General features: G+C 60.1%; 16 protein-coding genes. 12 read left to right on the forward strand and 4 right to left on the reverse strand.

Going from position 1 to position 15,035, the window contains the following annotated elements; translation table 11 throughout:
• The first annotated feature begins 1 nt into the window (after nt 1).
• The 4 genes from KVG87_RS12655 (at nt 2) to KVG87_RS12670 (ending at nt 2,365) form a co-directional block, all read left to right on the forward strand.
• Nucleotides 2–187 carry a CcoQ/FixQ family Cbb3-type cytochrome c oxidase assembly chaperone gene (locus KVG87_RS12655; protein ID WP_016775513.1) on the forward strand — a complete coding sequence of 62 codons (186 nt, stop codon included), beginning with the start codon at nt 2–4 and terminating at the stop codon, nt 185–187.
• Nucleotides 184–1,167, forward strand: coding sequence for a cytochrome-c oxidase, cbb3-type subunit III (gene ccoP / locus KVG87_RS12660; protein ID WP_071171608.1), 984 nt, complete (start codon nt 184–186; stop codon nt 1,165–1,167). Before KVG87_RS12655 ends, ccoP begins: the two co-directional genes overlap by 4 nt.
• A gap of 524 nt (nt 1,168–1,691) precedes the next feature.
• Nucleotides 1,692–1,946, forward strand: coding sequence for a type II toxin-antitoxin system Phd/YefM family antitoxin (locus tag KVG87_RS12665; RefSeq protein ID WP_041479165.1), 255 nt, complete (start codon nt 1,692–1,694; stop codon nt 1,944–1,946).
• Nucleotides 1,946–2,365, forward strand: coding sequence for a type II toxin-antitoxin system VapC family toxin (locus KVG87_RS12670; protein ID WP_217850966.1), 420 nt, complete (start codon nt 1,946–1,948; stop codon nt 2,363–2,365). Before KVG87_RS12665 ends, KVG87_RS12670 begins: the two co-directional genes overlap by 1 nt.
• A gap of 38 nt (nt 2,366–2,403) precedes the next feature.
• On the opposite strand, the gene KVG87_RS12675 is transcribed toward KVG87_RS12670, so the two are convergent.
• Nucleotides 2,404–3,408: a metallophosphoesterase family protein gene (locus KVG87_RS12675; protein WP_217850968.1), complete on the reverse strand. Its 1,005-nt coding sequence runs from the start codon at nt 3,406–3,408 to the stop codon at nt 2,404–2,406.
• A gap of 483 nt (nt 3,409–3,891) precedes the next feature.
• Here KVG87_RS12675 and ccoG point away from each other — a divergent pair, with 483 nt between their 5' ends.
• The 6 genes from ccoG (at nt 3,892) to hemN (ending at nt 10,938) form a co-directional block, all read left to right on the forward strand.
• Nucleotides 3,892–5,307, forward strand: a complete 1,416-nt coding sequence (gene ccoG / locus KVG87_RS12680; RefSeq protein WP_041479087.1) for a cytochrome c oxidase accessory protein CcoG — start codon at nt 3,892–3,894, stop codon at nt 5,305–5,307.
• A gap of 13 nt (nt 5,308–5,320) precedes the next feature.
• Nucleotides 5,321–5,860 (forward strand): FixH family protein, encoded by a 540-nt coding sequence (locus tag KVG87_RS12685; RefSeq protein ID WP_217850970.1) that lies wholly within the window; start codon nt 5,321–5,323, stop codon nt 5,858–5,860.
• Nucleotides 5,861–5,995: 135 nt separating this feature from the next.
• Nucleotides 5,996–8,446, forward strand: a complete 2,451-nt coding sequence (locus KVG87_RS12690; RefSeq protein ID WP_217850972.1) for a heavy metal translocating P-type ATPase — start codon at nt 5,996–5,998, stop codon at nt 8,444–8,446.
• A gap of 23 nt (nt 8,447–8,469) precedes the next feature.
• Nucleotides 8,470–8,682, forward strand: a complete 213-nt coding sequence (gene ccoS / locus KVG87_RS12695; RefSeq protein WP_039763029.1) for a cbb3-type cytochrome oxidase assembly protein CcoS — start codon at nt 8,470–8,472, stop codon at nt 8,680–8,682.
• Nucleotides 8,675–9,358 carry a sulfite exporter TauE/SafE family protein gene (locus tag KVG87_RS12700; protein ID WP_217850975.1) on the forward strand — a complete coding sequence of 228 codons (684 nt, stop codon included), beginning with the start codon at nt 8,675–8,677 and terminating at the stop codon, nt 9,356–9,358. The genes ccoS and KVG87_RS12700 overlap by 8 nt, the downstream gene beginning before the upstream one ends.
• A 197-nt stretch (nt 9,359–9,555) precedes the next feature.
• Nucleotides 9,556–10,938: an oxygen-independent coproporphyrinogen III oxidase gene (gene hemN, locus KVG87_RS12705; protein WP_217850977.1), complete on the forward strand. Its 1,383-nt coding sequence runs from the start codon at nt 9,556–9,558 to the stop codon at nt 10,936–10,938.
• Here the strand turns inward: hemN and KVG87_RS12710 are convergent.
• The gene (locus tag KVG87_RS12710) at nt 10,935–11,417 is read right to left on the reverse strand and encodes a hypothetical protein (protein ID WP_217850979.1); all 483 of its coding nucleotides are present in this window, start codon (nt 11,415–11,417) and stop codon (nt 10,935–10,937) included. The two genes, hemN and KVG87_RS12710, sit on opposite strands and share 4 nt — an antisense overlap.
• A gap of 154 nt (nt 11,418–11,571) precedes the next feature.
• Here KVG87_RS12710 and fnr point away from each other — a divergent pair, with 154 nt between their 5' ends.
• Complete coding sequence (fnr, locus tag KVG87_RS12715; protein ID WP_016773865.1) at nt 11,572–12,306, forward strand: fumarate/nitrate reduction transcriptional regulator Fnr; 735 nt, start codon at nt 11,572–11,574, stop codon at nt 12,304–12,306.
• A 75-nt stretch (nt 12,307–12,381) separates the two neighbouring features.
• Nucleotides 12,382–12,930, forward strand: a complete 549-nt coding sequence (locus KVG87_RS12720) for an adenine phosphoribosyltransferase (RefSeq protein WP_007918333.1) — start codon at nt 12,382–12,384, stop codon at nt 12,928–12,930.
• A 110-nt stretch (nt 12,931–13,040) separates the two neighbouring features.
• Here KVG87_RS12720 and KVG87_RS12725 read toward each other — a convergent pair whose 3' ends face one another.
• Both KVG87_RS12725 and recR read right to left on the reverse strand, forming a co-directional pair.
• A complete protein-coding gene (locus tag KVG87_RS12725) occupies nt 13,041–14,189 on the reverse strand; it encodes an acyl-CoA dehydrogenase family protein (protein ID WP_217850981.1) in 1,149 nt (382 codons plus the stop codon).
• Nucleotides 14,190–14,396: 207 nt separating this feature from the next.
• Nucleotides 14,397–14,999, reverse strand: a complete 603-nt coding sequence (gene recR, locus KVG87_RS12730) for a recombination mediator RecR (protein WP_016773861.1) — start codon at nt 14,997–14,999, stop codon at nt 14,397–14,399.
• Between the last annotated feature and the right edge of the window lie 36 nt (nt 15,000–15,035).

A 15,035-nucleotide genomic window follows, 5' to 3' on the forward strand; every position in this document is an offset into this window, starting at 1 on the left:
GATGGATATCGGGATGATTCGAGGCCTGGGCACCGTGGTCGTGATGGTGGCCTTCATCGGTCTGGCCTTGTGGGTGTTCAGCCCCAAGCGCAAGTCGGAGTTCGACGACGCGACCATGCTGCCTTTTGCCGATGATCCCGAAGCCATCAAGCACGTCGAGCAAGCTTCTAGGAGTAACAAAGAATGACTACATTCTGGAGTCTGTACGTCACAGTCCTCAGTCTCGGTACGATCTTCGCCCTGACCTGGCTGCTGCTGTCGACCCGCAAGGGCCAGCGCAGCGAACAGACGGACGAGACGGTCGGCCACTCCTTCGACGGGATCGAGGAGTACGACAACCCGCTGCCGAAATGGTGGTTCATGCTGTTCGTCGGCACCATCATTTTTGCCCTGGGTTATCTGGTGCTGTACCCGGGCCTGGGCAACTGGAAAGGTCTGCTGCCGGGCTACAACTATCTGGATACCGAGAAGCAGACCGCGTTCGCCAACGGCCAGACCGGCTGGACCGGCGTCCACGAGTGGGAAAAGGAAATGGCCCGTTCGGACGCGCGCTTCGGTCCGATTTTCGCCAAGTTCGCGGCGATGCCGATCGAAGAAGTCGCCAAGGATCCGCAAGCACTGAAGATGGGCGGCCGTCTGTTCGCGTCCAACTGCTCGGTGTGCCACGGTTCCGACGCCAAGGGTGCCTATGGCTTCCCCAACCTGACCGACGCCGACTGGCGCTGGGGCGGTGAGCCGGAAACCATCAAGACCACCATCATGGGCGGCCGCCACGCGGTGATGCCGGCATGGGCTGAAGTGATCGGTGAGCAAGGCGTGGCCGATGTGGCTGCTTACGTGGTGACCAACCTCGATGGCCGTAAATTGCCGGAAGGCACCAAGGCCGACCCGGCCAACGGCCAGAAACTCTTCGCCGCCAACTGCGTGGCTTGCCACGGCCCTGCCGGTAAAGGCACGCCGGCCATGGGTGCGCCTGACCTGACCCATCCGGGCGCATTCATCTACGGCTCGAGCTTCGCGCAACTGCAGCAGACCATCCGTTACGGCCGTCAGGGCCAGATGCCTGCGCAGGAACAACTGCAGGGTAACGACAAGGTGCACCTGCTGGCGGCGTATGTTTACAGCTTGTCCCATGGTGAAAAAGCGCCGGAGGCGAAGGCTGAGTAAGGCCAACGCTTGAAGCAAAAAAGGCCCCGCCAATGAGAATTGGCGGGGCCTTTTTGCATGCTCGCATTCATGATTCGAAACGCTTGCTCAATGGACCTGAGCTGCGATGCACGGTAGGTTTTTTCGCCCGATAAGCCTATCGGGTCCACTTCAAGGATGAAGCCCCAATGTCGAAAGATCACCAAAGCACACTGCAAAATCAGCCTCAACCCGGCTCTACCCACAGGGCAGGGTTCGAACGAACACCTGTGAAACCGTTACTCAAGGTATCGCAGCAAACCATGAACAGCCCCGGCCACGGTGGCGGACTCGACGGCCTCGGCGGCGGTAGATTGCTCTGACAAGGGCAGCAAGAACACCGAATTTACGCCCTATATCCAGCGCCTCGCGCCTTGGCGAGAGGCGCCTTCGCCGGTGCCCTTATGAAATTGACAAACCGATCGTCCCCGACCTGCCTTTCCGATTGCGGGGAAAATCTCAAAATAGTAACGTTCCTACATCAGAATTTCTGGAGGCCAAACATGATGGCCATCACCACTATTTCCAGCCGCGAGTTCAATCAGGACACCAGTGCAGCCAAAAAAGCCACGCGTCAAGGTCCAGTAATCATTACTGACCGAGGCAGGCCTGCCCACGTATTGCTCAGCATCGAGGAGTACCAGAAACTGACCGGTTGCGAGACCAGCATCGTTGAGCTGCTGGCGATGCCGAATGCGCTTGAAATCGAATTCGAACCCGAGCGCGCTGTCATCAATCCTCGCAGCGTGGACCTTTCCTGATGTTTCTACTGGATACTAATGTAGTTTCCGAGCTGCGGAAAAACCAAGCCGACAAGCATGTGGTGAAATGGGCAAACAGCGTTTCCCCAGCCAGCCTGTATCTATCCGCAATCACTGTGCTGGAACTGGAAACGGGCGTCCTGCGTATCGAACGTCGTGCCCCTTCACAAGGCCAGCTGCTGCGCAACTGGCTGGAACACCACGTCAAACCGGCGTTCTCTGGAAGAATCCTGCCGGTCGATACCAACGTCGCCACCCGGTGCGCACGATTGCATGTTCCCGACCGCAGCAGTGAATGCGACGCCTTGATCGCCGCCACCGCGCTTGTGCACGGGCTTACGCTGGTAACTCGCAACATTGCGGACTTTCAACTCAGCGGCGTCAATCTGATCAACCCATGGATCGCTGCCAGTAACTGAGTGCTGAACACCCCGCCTTATCACCAGCGGGGCTTTTTTCATGGGCGTTGGGCAAAGATTGAATGCACAACCGTAGTATCGATCAGCGTCCGCTCACGCCACTGGTTGTTCTTCACCAGATAGACCTGCAACTGCTTGCGATCCTCGGTGAAATTCGCAGTCAGGTAGGTTTGCTGAGAGGTGCTTCCGCTGAGATACATGGGGACGCTGCCCTCCCAGTAGGAACTTCCTCCCTCGGTATGCAGGTGGCCGGCGAAAATGGCCGTCACCTGGTACTTGTTGACCATGTCATGGAAACGCTTCTTTTGCTCGGGGCTGCCTTGATGCCGCAAGGGTTTATGCATATTGATAATGATGGCGTAGCCCGACGCTCGCGCCAGTCGCAGATCGGTCTCGAGCCAGTCCAGTGCGTCGTTGATTTCGAACGTCGTCGGGTTCAACGGATGAGCAATCCGGGTAGTGTAGGTCGGCTCGTTATTGAGCTGAACCATATGCACTTCGCCGATATTTTTCGAATAGGCGAGACTACCGGCATACGTCTTGCTCAAAAAACCGTCCGTGATTTTCAGATCAAAGTTATCTACTTTACCCTCATGATGTTCTTTGAACTCGACAATACTTCCTGCAGCACAGTTATTGGTAAAGCAATCATCAACATTGTTTTCATAGTCGTGATTGCCCAAGCCGTAAAGATATTCACCCTTGAAGTGCCTGTTCAGCGAATCCTTCATGAACGAGCGCTGCCAGCCATGACCAAAAGCGGTTATATCGCCATTGATCATCAAAGGAACCTGCGCTTGAGAGCCGTGTTGATTTCTGAATTCGGCAATGCTCGCAAGTTGGGTTTCAATCAGCCATTTCGAGCGCGCCGTGAATTCTGAATCCGATTCGGGTTCGCGGATATCGGTCTTGTCTGTCCACGGATATTGAGTATCCGAAGCAAAGACCATATGTTTCGGCATGCCAGTTGTAGCCTGAGCGGTAATAGCCGAAGCTACCAGACAAGCACCCATAAAGGTGCTCATGAATTTATTCAAAGCCATGCTTGAAATTCCATTTCAATTAATTTTCGGTACGCAAAAGAAGTTTCGCGCGAACAGAACTTATTCGAATACAGCGAAAACTTCAAAGCCTTCACCTACAACAATCGAGTGAATATATTTCAGACCCAACAACTTACAACATACGAATCAATAAAAACCCGTAACGTCCGGCCTGACTTGTCGCCTGGACGAAAACAATCACGGGTGTTATTCAACTTGCGAAATCAACGGTAGCGGCGTGAACAAACAATTGAAAGGATGAACTAGCCACTTCGGCAAAAGCGTCCATACTCAACAAGTCAATTGATCTGCGTCAGGCTTTTGCGCAATCGCTACACCATCCGCATTTTTTACCCAACGCGACCAAAGGTCGCACCCTTGAGCCAGAGCGGCAGGCGTATCATCGCGCTACTGCAACAGCCTTTTTGACCTCGGTTGGCACGTATCGACCGAGGCATTTTTCCACTGCCGTGGGATGCAATGATGAGCAATCAGATTCCGGTACACGACGTCACGCCGCCGAGCAAGAACGCGAACAACAGCGTCGACCTTTATGCCTCACGAGAAAAAATCTACACCCGCGCCTTCACCGGCCTGTTCCGCAATCTGCGGATGCTCGGCGGTGCGGCGTTGTTTCTGCTGTATTTCGGCACGGTGTGGCTGAACTGGGGCGGTCACCAGGCGGTGTGGTGGAACCTGCCGGAGCGCAAGTTCTTCATCTTCGGCGCGACTTTCTGGCCACAGGATTTCATCCTGCTCTCGGGGCTGTTGATCATTGCCGCGTTCGGCCTGTTCTTCATCACTGTCTACGCCGGGCGCGTCTGGTGCGGGTATACCTGCCCGCAAAGCGTGTGGACGTGGATTTTCATGTGGTGCGAGAAGGTCACCGAAGGCGACCGCAACCAGCGCATCAAGCTCGACAAGGCGCCGATGAGCGCCAACAAATTCCTGCGCAAGCTGGCCAAACATTCGCTGTGGCTGTTGATCGGTTTTGTCACCGGCATGACCTTTGTCGGCTACTTCTCGCCGATCCGCGAACTGGTCATCGAGTTCTTCACCGGCCAGGCTGATGGCTGGTCGTATTTCTGGGTCGGTTTTTTCACCCTCGCCACGTACGGCAATGCCGGTTGGTTGCGTGAGCAGGTGTGCATCTACATGTGCCCGTATGCGCGCTTCCAGAGCGTGATGTTCGACAAGGACACGCTGATCGTTTCCTACGATCCACGCCGTGGCGAAAGCCGTGGGCCGCGCAAGAAAGGCATCGACTACAAGGCGCTGGGGCTGGGTGACTGCATCGACTGCACGATGTGCGTGCAGGTCTGCCCGACCGGCATCGACATCCGCGATGGCCTGCAGATCGAGTGCATCGGCTGCGCTGCGTGCATCGACGCTTGCGACAGCATCATGGACAAGATGGATTACCCGCGCGGGCTGATCAGCTACACCACCGAACACAACCTCTCCGGGCAGAAAACCCATAAACTGCGACCGCGCCTGATCGGTTACGCCGTGGTGCTGCTGGCGATGATCAGCCTGTTGGTCGCTGCGTTCTTCATGCGTTCACTGGTCGGCTTCGACGTCAGCAAAGACCGCGTGCTGTACCGCGAAAACGCCGAAGGCCGGATCGAGAACGTCTACAGCCTGAAGATCATGAACAAGGATCAGCGCGACCACACTTACCTGCTGCAAGCCGAGGGCCTGCCGGACCTGCGCCTGCAAGGCAAGCGAGAGATCAAGGTTGCCGCCGGCGATATCGTCAGCATGCCGGTCGAGTTGTCCAGCGCACCGGAACAACTGCCATCGAGCACCAACGAGGTGAAATTCATCCTCAAGGACGCCGATGACAACAGCGTCCACGTTGAAGCCAAGAGCCGATTCATCGGCCCACAAATCCGTTGAGAGAATTTTGAACATGCCCGCTGCAAACGCCGCAAGTCCCTGGTACAAGCACCTCTGGCCGTGGATCATCATCGCGATTCTGGCCTGCTCGGTGGCCTTGACCCTGTCCATGGTTACCATCGCGGTGAACAACCCGGACAATCTGGTCAACGACAACTATTACGAGGCGGGCAAAGGCATCAACCGTTCACTGGATCGCGAGCTGCTGGCACAAACCCTGAAACTGCGTGCAGTGGTGCATCTGGATGACGTAACCGGGGAAGTCGATTTGCGCTTGAACGGTGACAGCCAGCCGCAAACGCTGGAACTGAACCTGATCTCGCCGACCCAGCCGGAGAAGGATCGCAAGATCGTGCTGACCCGCAGTGCAAGCGAAAGCGGGCGCTACATCGGCCAGTTGAGCGACAAGGTCGAAGGGCGGCGCTTTGTCGAGTTGCTCGGCAGCCAGGATGAGCACGTGTGGCGCATGTTCGAAGAAGAGCTGGTCAGTCATGACAAGGAACTGCTGCTGGGTGATGAGCCATTGCAGGGTGCGGAAGACCTGAAAAACTAAGCCTTACTCTGATCGTTCCCACGCTCTCCGTGGGAACGCAGCCAGGGACGCTCCGCGTCCCAGCCGAAGCGGACGCGGAGCGTCCGGGGAGGCATTCCCGCGCGGAGCGTGGGAACGATCATCGGAACACGCACCATGACCAGTCCAATCCCCTGCTACCACTGCGCCCTGCCCGTCCCGTCCGGCAGCCGCTTCACCGCCGTCGTCCTCGGGCAGGCCCGCGAGTTCTGCTGCCCGGGCTGTCAGGCGGTGGCCGAAGCTATTGTCGCCGGGGGGCTGGAAAGTTATTACCAGCATCGCAGCGAAGCGTCGGCCAATCCCGAAGCGCTGCCGGTGCAACTGACTGATGAACTGGCGCTGTACGACCGCGCCGACGTGCAGCAACCCTTCGTGCGCCATGAAGGCGATCTGGCCGAAACCACCTTGTTGATGGAAGGCATCAGTTGCGCCGCCTGCGGCTGGCTGATCGAGAAACACCTGCGCACCCTGCCCGCCGTCGCCGAAGCGCGGTTGAACCTCTCCAACCATCGCCTGCACGTGCGTTGGGCCGACGCACAATTGCCGCTGAGCCAGATCCTCGCCGAGCTGCGCCACATCGGTTACGCCGCCCACCCGTACCAGGCCGACCGTGCCAGCGAACAACTGGCCAGCGAGAATCGCCTGGCCCTGCGCCAGCTCGGCGTCGCCGGGTTGCTGTGGTTTCAGGCGATGATGGCGACCATGGCCACCTGGCCGGAATTCAACATCGACCTCAGTCCCGAGCTGCACACGATCCTGCGCTGGGTCGCGCTGTTTCTGACCACACCCATCGTGTTCTACAGCTGCGCGCCGTTCTTCAAAGGCGCGATGCGCGATTTGCGCACCCGCCACCTGACCATGGACGTTTCAGTTTCACTGGCGATCGGCAGCGCTTATATGGCCGGGATCTGGACATCGATCACCGGGGTCGGCGAGCTGTACTTCGATGCGGTCGGCATGTTCGCGCTGTTTCTGCTCGCCGGGCGTTATCTGGAACGCCGCGCCCGCGAACGCACCGCTGCTGCCACCGCGCAACTGGTCAATCTGTTACCGGCCTCGTGCCTGCGCCTGGATAGTGATGGCCAGAGTGAACGCATCCTGCTCAGCGAGTTGCGTGTGGGCGAGCGGATTCTGGTGCAGCCGGGCTCGATTCTGCCGGCTGACGGCAAGATCATCGACGGTCAGTCGAGCATCGACGAATCGCTGCTGACTGGCGAATACCTGCCACAGCCACGCACGCTCGGCGATGCAGTAACTGCGGGCACGCTCAATGTCGAAGGCGCATTGACCGTCGAAGTGCAGGCGCTGGGACAGGACACGCGCCTCTCCGCGATCGTGCGCCTGCTTGATCGCGCTCAGGCGGAGAAACCGCGTCTGGCTGAAATCGCCGACCGCGCCGCGCAATGGTTCCTGCTGCTGTCGCTGATTGCCGCAGCAATGATCGGCGTGCTGTGGTGGCAACTGGACTCAGCGCGGGCGTTCTGGATCGTCCTTGCCATGCTGGTGGCGACCTGCCCGTGCGCGCTGTCACTGGCGACGCCGACCGCCCTCACCGCCGCCACCGGCACCCTGCACAAACTCGGCCTGCTGCTGACACGCGGCCATGTGCTGGAAGGCTTGAACCAGATCGACACGGTGATTTTCGACAAGACCGGCACGCTCACCGAAGGCCGCTTGGTGCTGCGCTCGATCCGCCCGCTCGGCGCGCTCGACAGCGAGCAATGCCTGAGCCTTGCCGCTGCGCTGGAAAACCGTTCGGAACACCCGATCGCCCGCGCTTTCGGCCGTGCGCCGCTGGCCGCCGAGGACGTGCACAGCACACCCGGTCTGGGCCTGGAAGGCGTGGTCGGTGAGCAACGCTTGCGCATCGGTCAGGCGCCGTTCGCCTGTGCCCTGAGCGGCGCGGCACTGCCGTCAATGCCTGATGAGGCCGGACAATGGTTGCTGCTCGCCGACACTCAGGGGCCGCTGGCATGGTTCGTCCTCGACGATCGCCTGCGTGACGATGCCCCCGCCCTGCTCGCGGCCTGCAAGGCGCGGGGCTGGCGCACCTTGTTGTTGTCCGGCGACAGTTCGCCGATGGTCGCCAGTGTCGCCGCCGAACTGGGCATCGACGAGGCCCGTGGCGGCTTGCGCCCCGATGACAAACTGCAAGTGCTGCAACAACTGCACAAGGAAGGGCGCAAGGTGCTGATGCTCGGCGACGGCGTCAACGACGTGCCGGTGCTGGCTGCGGCCGATATCAGCGTGGCCATGGGCTCGGCCACCGACCTGGCGAAAACCAGCGCCGATGCAGTGTTGCTGTCCAATCGCCTCGACGCTCTGGTGCAAGCTTTCACGCTGGCGCGACGCACGCGCCGGGTAATCATCGAAAACCTGCTGTGGGCAGCGCTGTACAATGGCCTCATGTTGCCGTTCGCCGCCCTCGGCTGGATCACTCCGGTGTGGGCGGCGGTCGGCATGTCGATCAGTTCGCTGACCGTGGTGCTCAACGCCCTGCGCCTGACTCGTCTGCCGAGCGCGCCGGCCGCCAGCAGCCCGACCCAAACCCGCCCGCTGCCGGCCTGAGCCGCGCGGGCCTGGAGTTACCGATGCCAGCTCTCTATGTGATGATTCCCGCTGCCTTGCTCATCGTCGCCATCGCCGTGTACATCTTCTTCTGGGCGGTGGACAGCGGTCAGTACGACGACCTCGACGGCCCGGCGCACAGCATCCTTTTTGACGATCAGGATCCCAACCACACCGCTGCGGTGGACGAAGCCAACGCCGGCAAACCGGACGACAAGGCGCCGCCCCATGCTTGAAATGGCGCCCCTGCTGGTCTCGGCGCTGATCCTCGGCCTGCTCGGTGGCGGCCACTGCCTGGGCATGTGCGGCGGCCTGATGGGCGCGCTGACCCTGGCGATCCCCAAGGAGCAGCGCAGCCGGCGCTTTCGCCTGTTACTGGCGTACAACCTGGGGCGGATTCTCAGTTATGCCACGGCGGGACTGCTCATCGGTCTGGCCGGCTGGGCAGTCGCCAACAGCCCGGCGGCGCTGTTCATGCGTGTGCTGGCCGGGTTGCTGCTGATCGCCATGGGTTTGTACCTGGCCGGTTGGTGGAGCGTGCTCACCCGTATCGAAGCGCTCGGGCGTGGCTTGTGGCGTTTTATTCAACCCGTGGCGAATCGCTTGCTGCCGGTTTCCAGCCTGCCGCGTGCTTTGCTGCTCGGTGCGCTGTGGGGGTGGCTGCCGTGCGGGCTGGTTTACAGCACCTTGCTGTGGAGCGCGAGTCAGGGCAATGCGCTGGACAGTGCGTTGCTGATGCTCGCTTTCGGCCTCGGCACCTGGCCGGTGCTGCTCGCCACCGGGCTGGCGGCTGAACGGGTCACGGCGATCCTGCGCAAACGCAGCGTGCGCATGGCGGGTGGCTTGCTGGTGATTGTGTTTGGCCTGTGGACCTTGCCCGGGCCGCATCAGCATTGGCTCATGGGCCATTAAATGTGTGGGGAGGCCTTCGCGAGCAGGCTCGCTCCCACAGGTCTTGAGTACGCTGCAAATCCAATGTGGGAGCGAGCCTGCTCGCGAAGACGCCCGCACGAACAACACAAATCCTCGCCGTTGATGCAAATCAAGATGCCCTGTAACGCCCTCCCCTAGACTCGCCACACTGCCAGCCTATCCGGGGGAATGCCCGCATGCTCGACGCCATTCGTTGGGACTCTGATCTGATCCGCCGCTACGATCTGGCGGGGCCACGCTACACCTCGTACCCGACCGCCGTGCAATTTCACGGTCAGGTCGGCACTTTCGACCTGTTCCATGCCCTGCGCGACAGCCGCAAGGCGCAGCGGCCGTTGTCGCTGTACGTGCATGTGCCGTTCTGCGCGAACATTTGCTACTACTGCGCCTGCAACAAGGTCATCACCAAGGATCGCGGCCGTGCGCAACCGTATCTGCAACGGCTCGAGCAGGAAATCCAGTTGATTGCCTGCCACCTCGACCCGGCGCAAACCGTCGAGCAACTGCATTTCGGTGGCGGCACACCGACCTTTCTCAGCCACGACGAGTTGCGTCAGTTGATGGCGCACCTGCGCAAGCATTTCAATCTGCTCAACGATGACTCGGGCGATTACGGCATCGAAATCGACCCGCGCGAGGCCGACTGGTCGACCATGGGCCTGCTGCGCGAACTGGGTTTCAATCGGGTCAGCATTGGCCTGCAAGACCTTGACCCGGCGGTGCAGCGTGCGGTCAATCGCCTGCAAAGTCTGGAAGAAACCCGCGCGGTGATCGATGCGGCGCGAACCCTGCAATTTCGCTCGATCAACATCGATCTGATCTACGGCCTGCCAAAGCAGACGCCCGACAATTTCGCCCGCACCGTCGAAGAAGTGATCAGCCTGCAACCGGATCGCCTGTCGGTGTTCAACTATGCGCACCTGCCGGAACGCTTCATGCCGCAACGGCGAATAAACAGCGGCGACTTGCCGAGCCCTGCGCACAAACTGGAGATGCTCCAGCGCACCATCGAGCAACTGACCGCTGCCGGCTACCGCTACATCGGCATGGATCACTTCGCCCTGCCCGATGACGAGTTGGCGATCGCTCAGGAAGAACACACCCTGCAACGCAACTTTCAGGGTTACACCACCCACGGCCATTGCGACCTGATTGGTCTGGGCGTGTCGGCGATCAGCCAGATCGGCGATTTGTACTGCCAGAACAGCAGCGACCTCACTGCCTATCAGAACAGCCTGGCCAGCGCGCAGCTGGCGACCAGTCGCGGCCTGGTGTGCAACGCCGACGACCGTTTGCGCCGCGCGGTGATTCAGCAGCTGATCTGCAATTTCAAACTCGAATTCGCCGAGATCGAGCAGCAGTTCAACATCGATTTCCAAGGCTATTTCGGCGCGCTGTGGCCGCAGTTGCAAGGTATGGCCGAGGATGGCCTGATCAGGCTCGAGCGCGAGCGCATCGAGGTGCTGCCGGCGGGCCGATTGCTGGTGCGCTCGGTGTGCATGGTGTTCGATGCGTACCTGGAGCAGCAGAACCGCCAGCGTTTCTCCCGAGTGATTTAAGGCTTGGTCAGCAACGAGCCGACCTTGAGGTTCTGATCAGGGTTGAGCGCCGACTGGTTCATGACTTTCGACAAGGAAAGGTTGGCGGTGATCAGGCCGCTGTTGAGGGCGGCGATGGCGCCACGTAATGCGGCGAGCTTGTTGATCTTTTCCTCGTTGGAGAGGGTTCTGTCTGACATGACCGCCGCCATGCGGGCTTTTTTCTCGATGATTTCTTTTTGGATCTTGCGAATCATCTTCAGCAACTGCTGGATGTTCTCCGGCAAGCCACTGTTGTCGATGTCACTGTTTTCGCCACCGACAGCGGCGGATTTGGCGATGGCCGCGCCGGACAGCGACACTTTGACGCCCTCGACCAAGGTCGGGGTTGCCGTGTGCGACAAGTCTTCATCGCGATCGATTGCAGCGTCGGTGCTGGCCATCTCCGGCGAAGCAGCAATGCCGCTGCTACCGGGGCTTAGCGTGCCAATGGCGGTCATCGGGGCCTTCCTTGGATGAGTACTGATAGTGGGTTATCGGCCGGCGGTGCTGCGGCTTTATGTCTGTAGGACAACGCCGCCGCGTGCTGGCCTGAATGTCCTTCCGTGGGTTACCCTTACGGCTTATGTGTGTTTTCCCACAAGGATTGAAGAAATGTCCGAGCCAGTCAAACTGCGCGCTCACAACCAGGCCCACTGCAAGGATTGCAGCCTGGCCCCGCTCTGCCTGCCACTTTCTCTGAATCTGGAAGACATGGATGCGCTCGACGAAATCGTTAAACGCGGCCGCCCGCTGAAGAAAGGTGAGTTCCTGTTCCGCCAAGGCGACACCTTTGATTCCGTTTATGCAGTCCGCTCTGGTGCCCTGAAGACTTTCAGCCTGAGCGATGCCGGCGAAGAACAGCTGACCGGCTTCCACCTGCCGAGCGAACTGGTCGGACTGTCGGGCATGGACACCGAAAAACACCCGGTCTCGGCCCAAGCGCTGGAAACCACTTCGGTCTGCGAAATCCCTTTCGAGCGCCTCGACGAACTCGCGCTGCAATTGCCACAACTGCGCCGCCAGTTGATGCGGGTGATGAGCCGCGAGATTCGTGACGACCAGCAAATGATGCTGCTGCTGTCGAAGAAGACCGCTGACGAGCGCATCGCTACTTTCCTGGTCAACCTGTCGGCACGCTTCCGTGCTCGCGGCTTCTCGGCCAACCAGTTCCGCCTGAGCATGTCGCGCAATGAAATCGGCAATTACCTGGGCCTGGCGGTGGAAACCGTATCGCGGGTGTTCACCCGTTTTCAGCAGAACGAATTGATCGCCGCCGAGGGCAAAGAGATTCACATCCTCGACCCGATCCAGCTGTGTGCGTTGGCCGGCGGTTCGATCGAAGGCTGATCACGACCCGCGGTTGAGCGAATCGTTTCAGCCGCGGGTATACTGCGCCGTTTGCAGCCCTGCCAGGACACCCCGATGGTCTTCGACTCCTTCGACATCAAATCCCTGATCCGCCCCGTGATCGACTTCCCGAAACCGGGCGTGATCTTTCGCGACATCACCCCGCTGTTCCAGTCGCCGACGGCCCTGCGCCTGGTGATGGACAGCTTCGCCCATCGCTACGTCGAAGCCGACTTTACCCACATCGGCGCCATGGATGCCCGTGGTTTTCTGATCGGTTCGGTACTGGCCTATCAGTTGAACAAGCCGCTGGTGCTGTTCCGCAAGCAAGGCAAACTGCCGGCGGACGTACTGGCCGAAGGTTACGCCACCGAGTACGGCGAAGCGTTTCTGGAAGTGCACGCCGACAGCCTGTGTGAAGGCGATTCGGTGGTGATGTTCGATGACCTGATCGCTACCGGCGGCACGCTGATCGCAGCAGCCAACCTGATTCGCCGCATGGGCGCGCGGGTACATGAAGCGGCAGCGATCATTGATCTGCCGGAGCTGCAAGGTTCGCAGCGTCTTGAGGACATGGGCATTCCTACCTTTTGCCTGACGCAGTTTGCTTTGACCGATAAATAAGCAGCGTCTGACAGGCCGCTTTCGCGAGCAGGCTCGCTCCCACAGGGCAATGCATTACAACTGTGGGAGCGAGCCTGCTCGCAAAGGGGCCTTCAGCTACACCGCAAGATTTAAAGCCCCATCTGCTTGCTGATGATTTCGTTCATCACTTCCCGCGTCCCGCCGCCAATCGACAGAATGCGGTTATCCCGATACAGCCGCTCCACCAGGCTTTCACGCATGTAACCGAGCCCGCCAAGAATCTGCACGGCTTCGGTGGTGATGCGGTCCGAGGTGTCGGTGGCGAAGTTCTTCGCCATGGAAATCTCCTTGATCACGCTGTGCCCCGCCGCCATTTTTGCAGCTTGCCGATATGTGAACTCGCGCGACACTTCCAGCGCCGTGGCCATTTCGGCGAGGCGATGTTTGATCACCTGAAACTTGCCGATGGGTTTGCCGAACGCCTCACGCTCGCGCGCCCACTTCAGGCTCTCCTCCAGCGCCAATTGCGCAGTCATGTTGGCCATCAGCGCCAGGGCCAGCCGTTCACTCTGAAAATTGCCCATGATGCAGGCGAAGCCCATGTTCTCGGCGCCGATCAGGTTGCCTGCCGGCACGCGGCAATCGTCGAAGAACAACTCAGCGGTGTCCGACGCCCACCAGCCCATTTTCTTCAACTGCCGACCGACACTGAAACCCGGCGTGCCCTTCTCGATCAGCAACAAGCTGATGCCGCCAAACCCCGGCGCACCGGTACGCACCGCGACCGTGTAGAAATCGGCGCGCACACCGCTGGTGATGAAGGTTTTGCTGCCACTGACCCGGAAGCAGTCGCCGTCACGCACGGCGCGGGTTTGCAGGTTGGCGACGTCGGAGCCGCCGCCGGGCTCGGTCACCGCCAGGGCGCTGATCTTTTCGCCGCTGAGCACTTGGGGGACGACCCGCTCTCGCACCTCAGGCCGCGCCCATTTGACGATCGGTGGCAGACCGATATCCAGCGAACCCAACCCCGCCACCAGCCCGCCTGAGCCACAGCGCATCAACTCTTCACTGGCAGCGACCTTGGCGAACAGATCGCCTTCATGGCTGCCGCCGAGCGCTTCGGGATAGCCGATACCGAGAATGCCCGCCGCACCGGACTTGAGGTACAGCTCACGGGGAAAGCTTTCGGCTTCTTCCCACTGATCGATGTCCGGCAGGATCTCGCGTTCGACGAAACGTCTGACGCTGTCACGGACCAATTGGTGGCTGAGGTCGAAGTATTCCTGAAAGGCAGGCATGGGCGAGCTCCACGGAAGGGTTCGCCGACGTTAACCGAGCGCTTGCTTGGTTACCAATGAAATTGTGTGAATCAGATGGACCGCGGCGCGGCCATCGCTGGCAAGCCAGCTCCCACAGGGTTCGGTGTGGACACATATGCTGTGGGTCACATCCAACACTGTGGGAGCTGGCTTGCCAGCGATGTGGCCCGAAAGGGCGATAGAGACTTACAGGGAGATAGGTTTACGCCCGGCAAACGAATGCGCCAGCGTGCCGCCGTCGACCAGCTCCAGCTCACCGCCCAGCGGCACGCCGTGGGCAATCCGCGAGGCGACCAGGCCTTTGTTGTTGAGCAACTGCGCGATGTAGTGCGCGGTCGCCTCGCCTTCCACGGTCGGGTTGGTGGCGAGGATGACTTCAGTGAAGGTCCCCGCCTCTTCTATCCGCGCCATCAGTTGCGGAATCCCGATCGCTTCAGGCCCCAGGCCATCCAGCGGCGACAAGTGCCCCTTGAGCACGAAATAGCGGCCACGGAAGCCGGTCTGCTCCACCGCATAAACGTCCATCGGCCCTTCGACCACGCAGAGCAGCGTGTCATCGCGGCGCGGGTCGGCGCATTGCGGGCAGAGGTCGTCTTCGGTCAGCGTGCGGCACTGGCGGCAATGGCCGACGCCTTCCATGGCCTGGCTCAAGGCCTGGGCCAGACGAGTGCCGCCGCTGCGATCACGTTCGAGCAACTGCAACGCCATGCGCTGAGCGGTTTTCTGACCCACGCCTGGCAAGGTGCGCAAGGCGTCGATCAGTTGGCGAATCAAAGGGCTGAAGCTCATGGGTAAACAGTCCGACTAAACAACGAGACGCGGTTT

Source organism: Pseudomonas siliginis (assembly GCF_019145195.1).
GTDB lineage: Bacteria > Pseudomonadota > Gammaproteobacteria > Pseudomonadales > Pseudomonadaceae > Aquipseudomonas > Aquipseudomonas siliginis.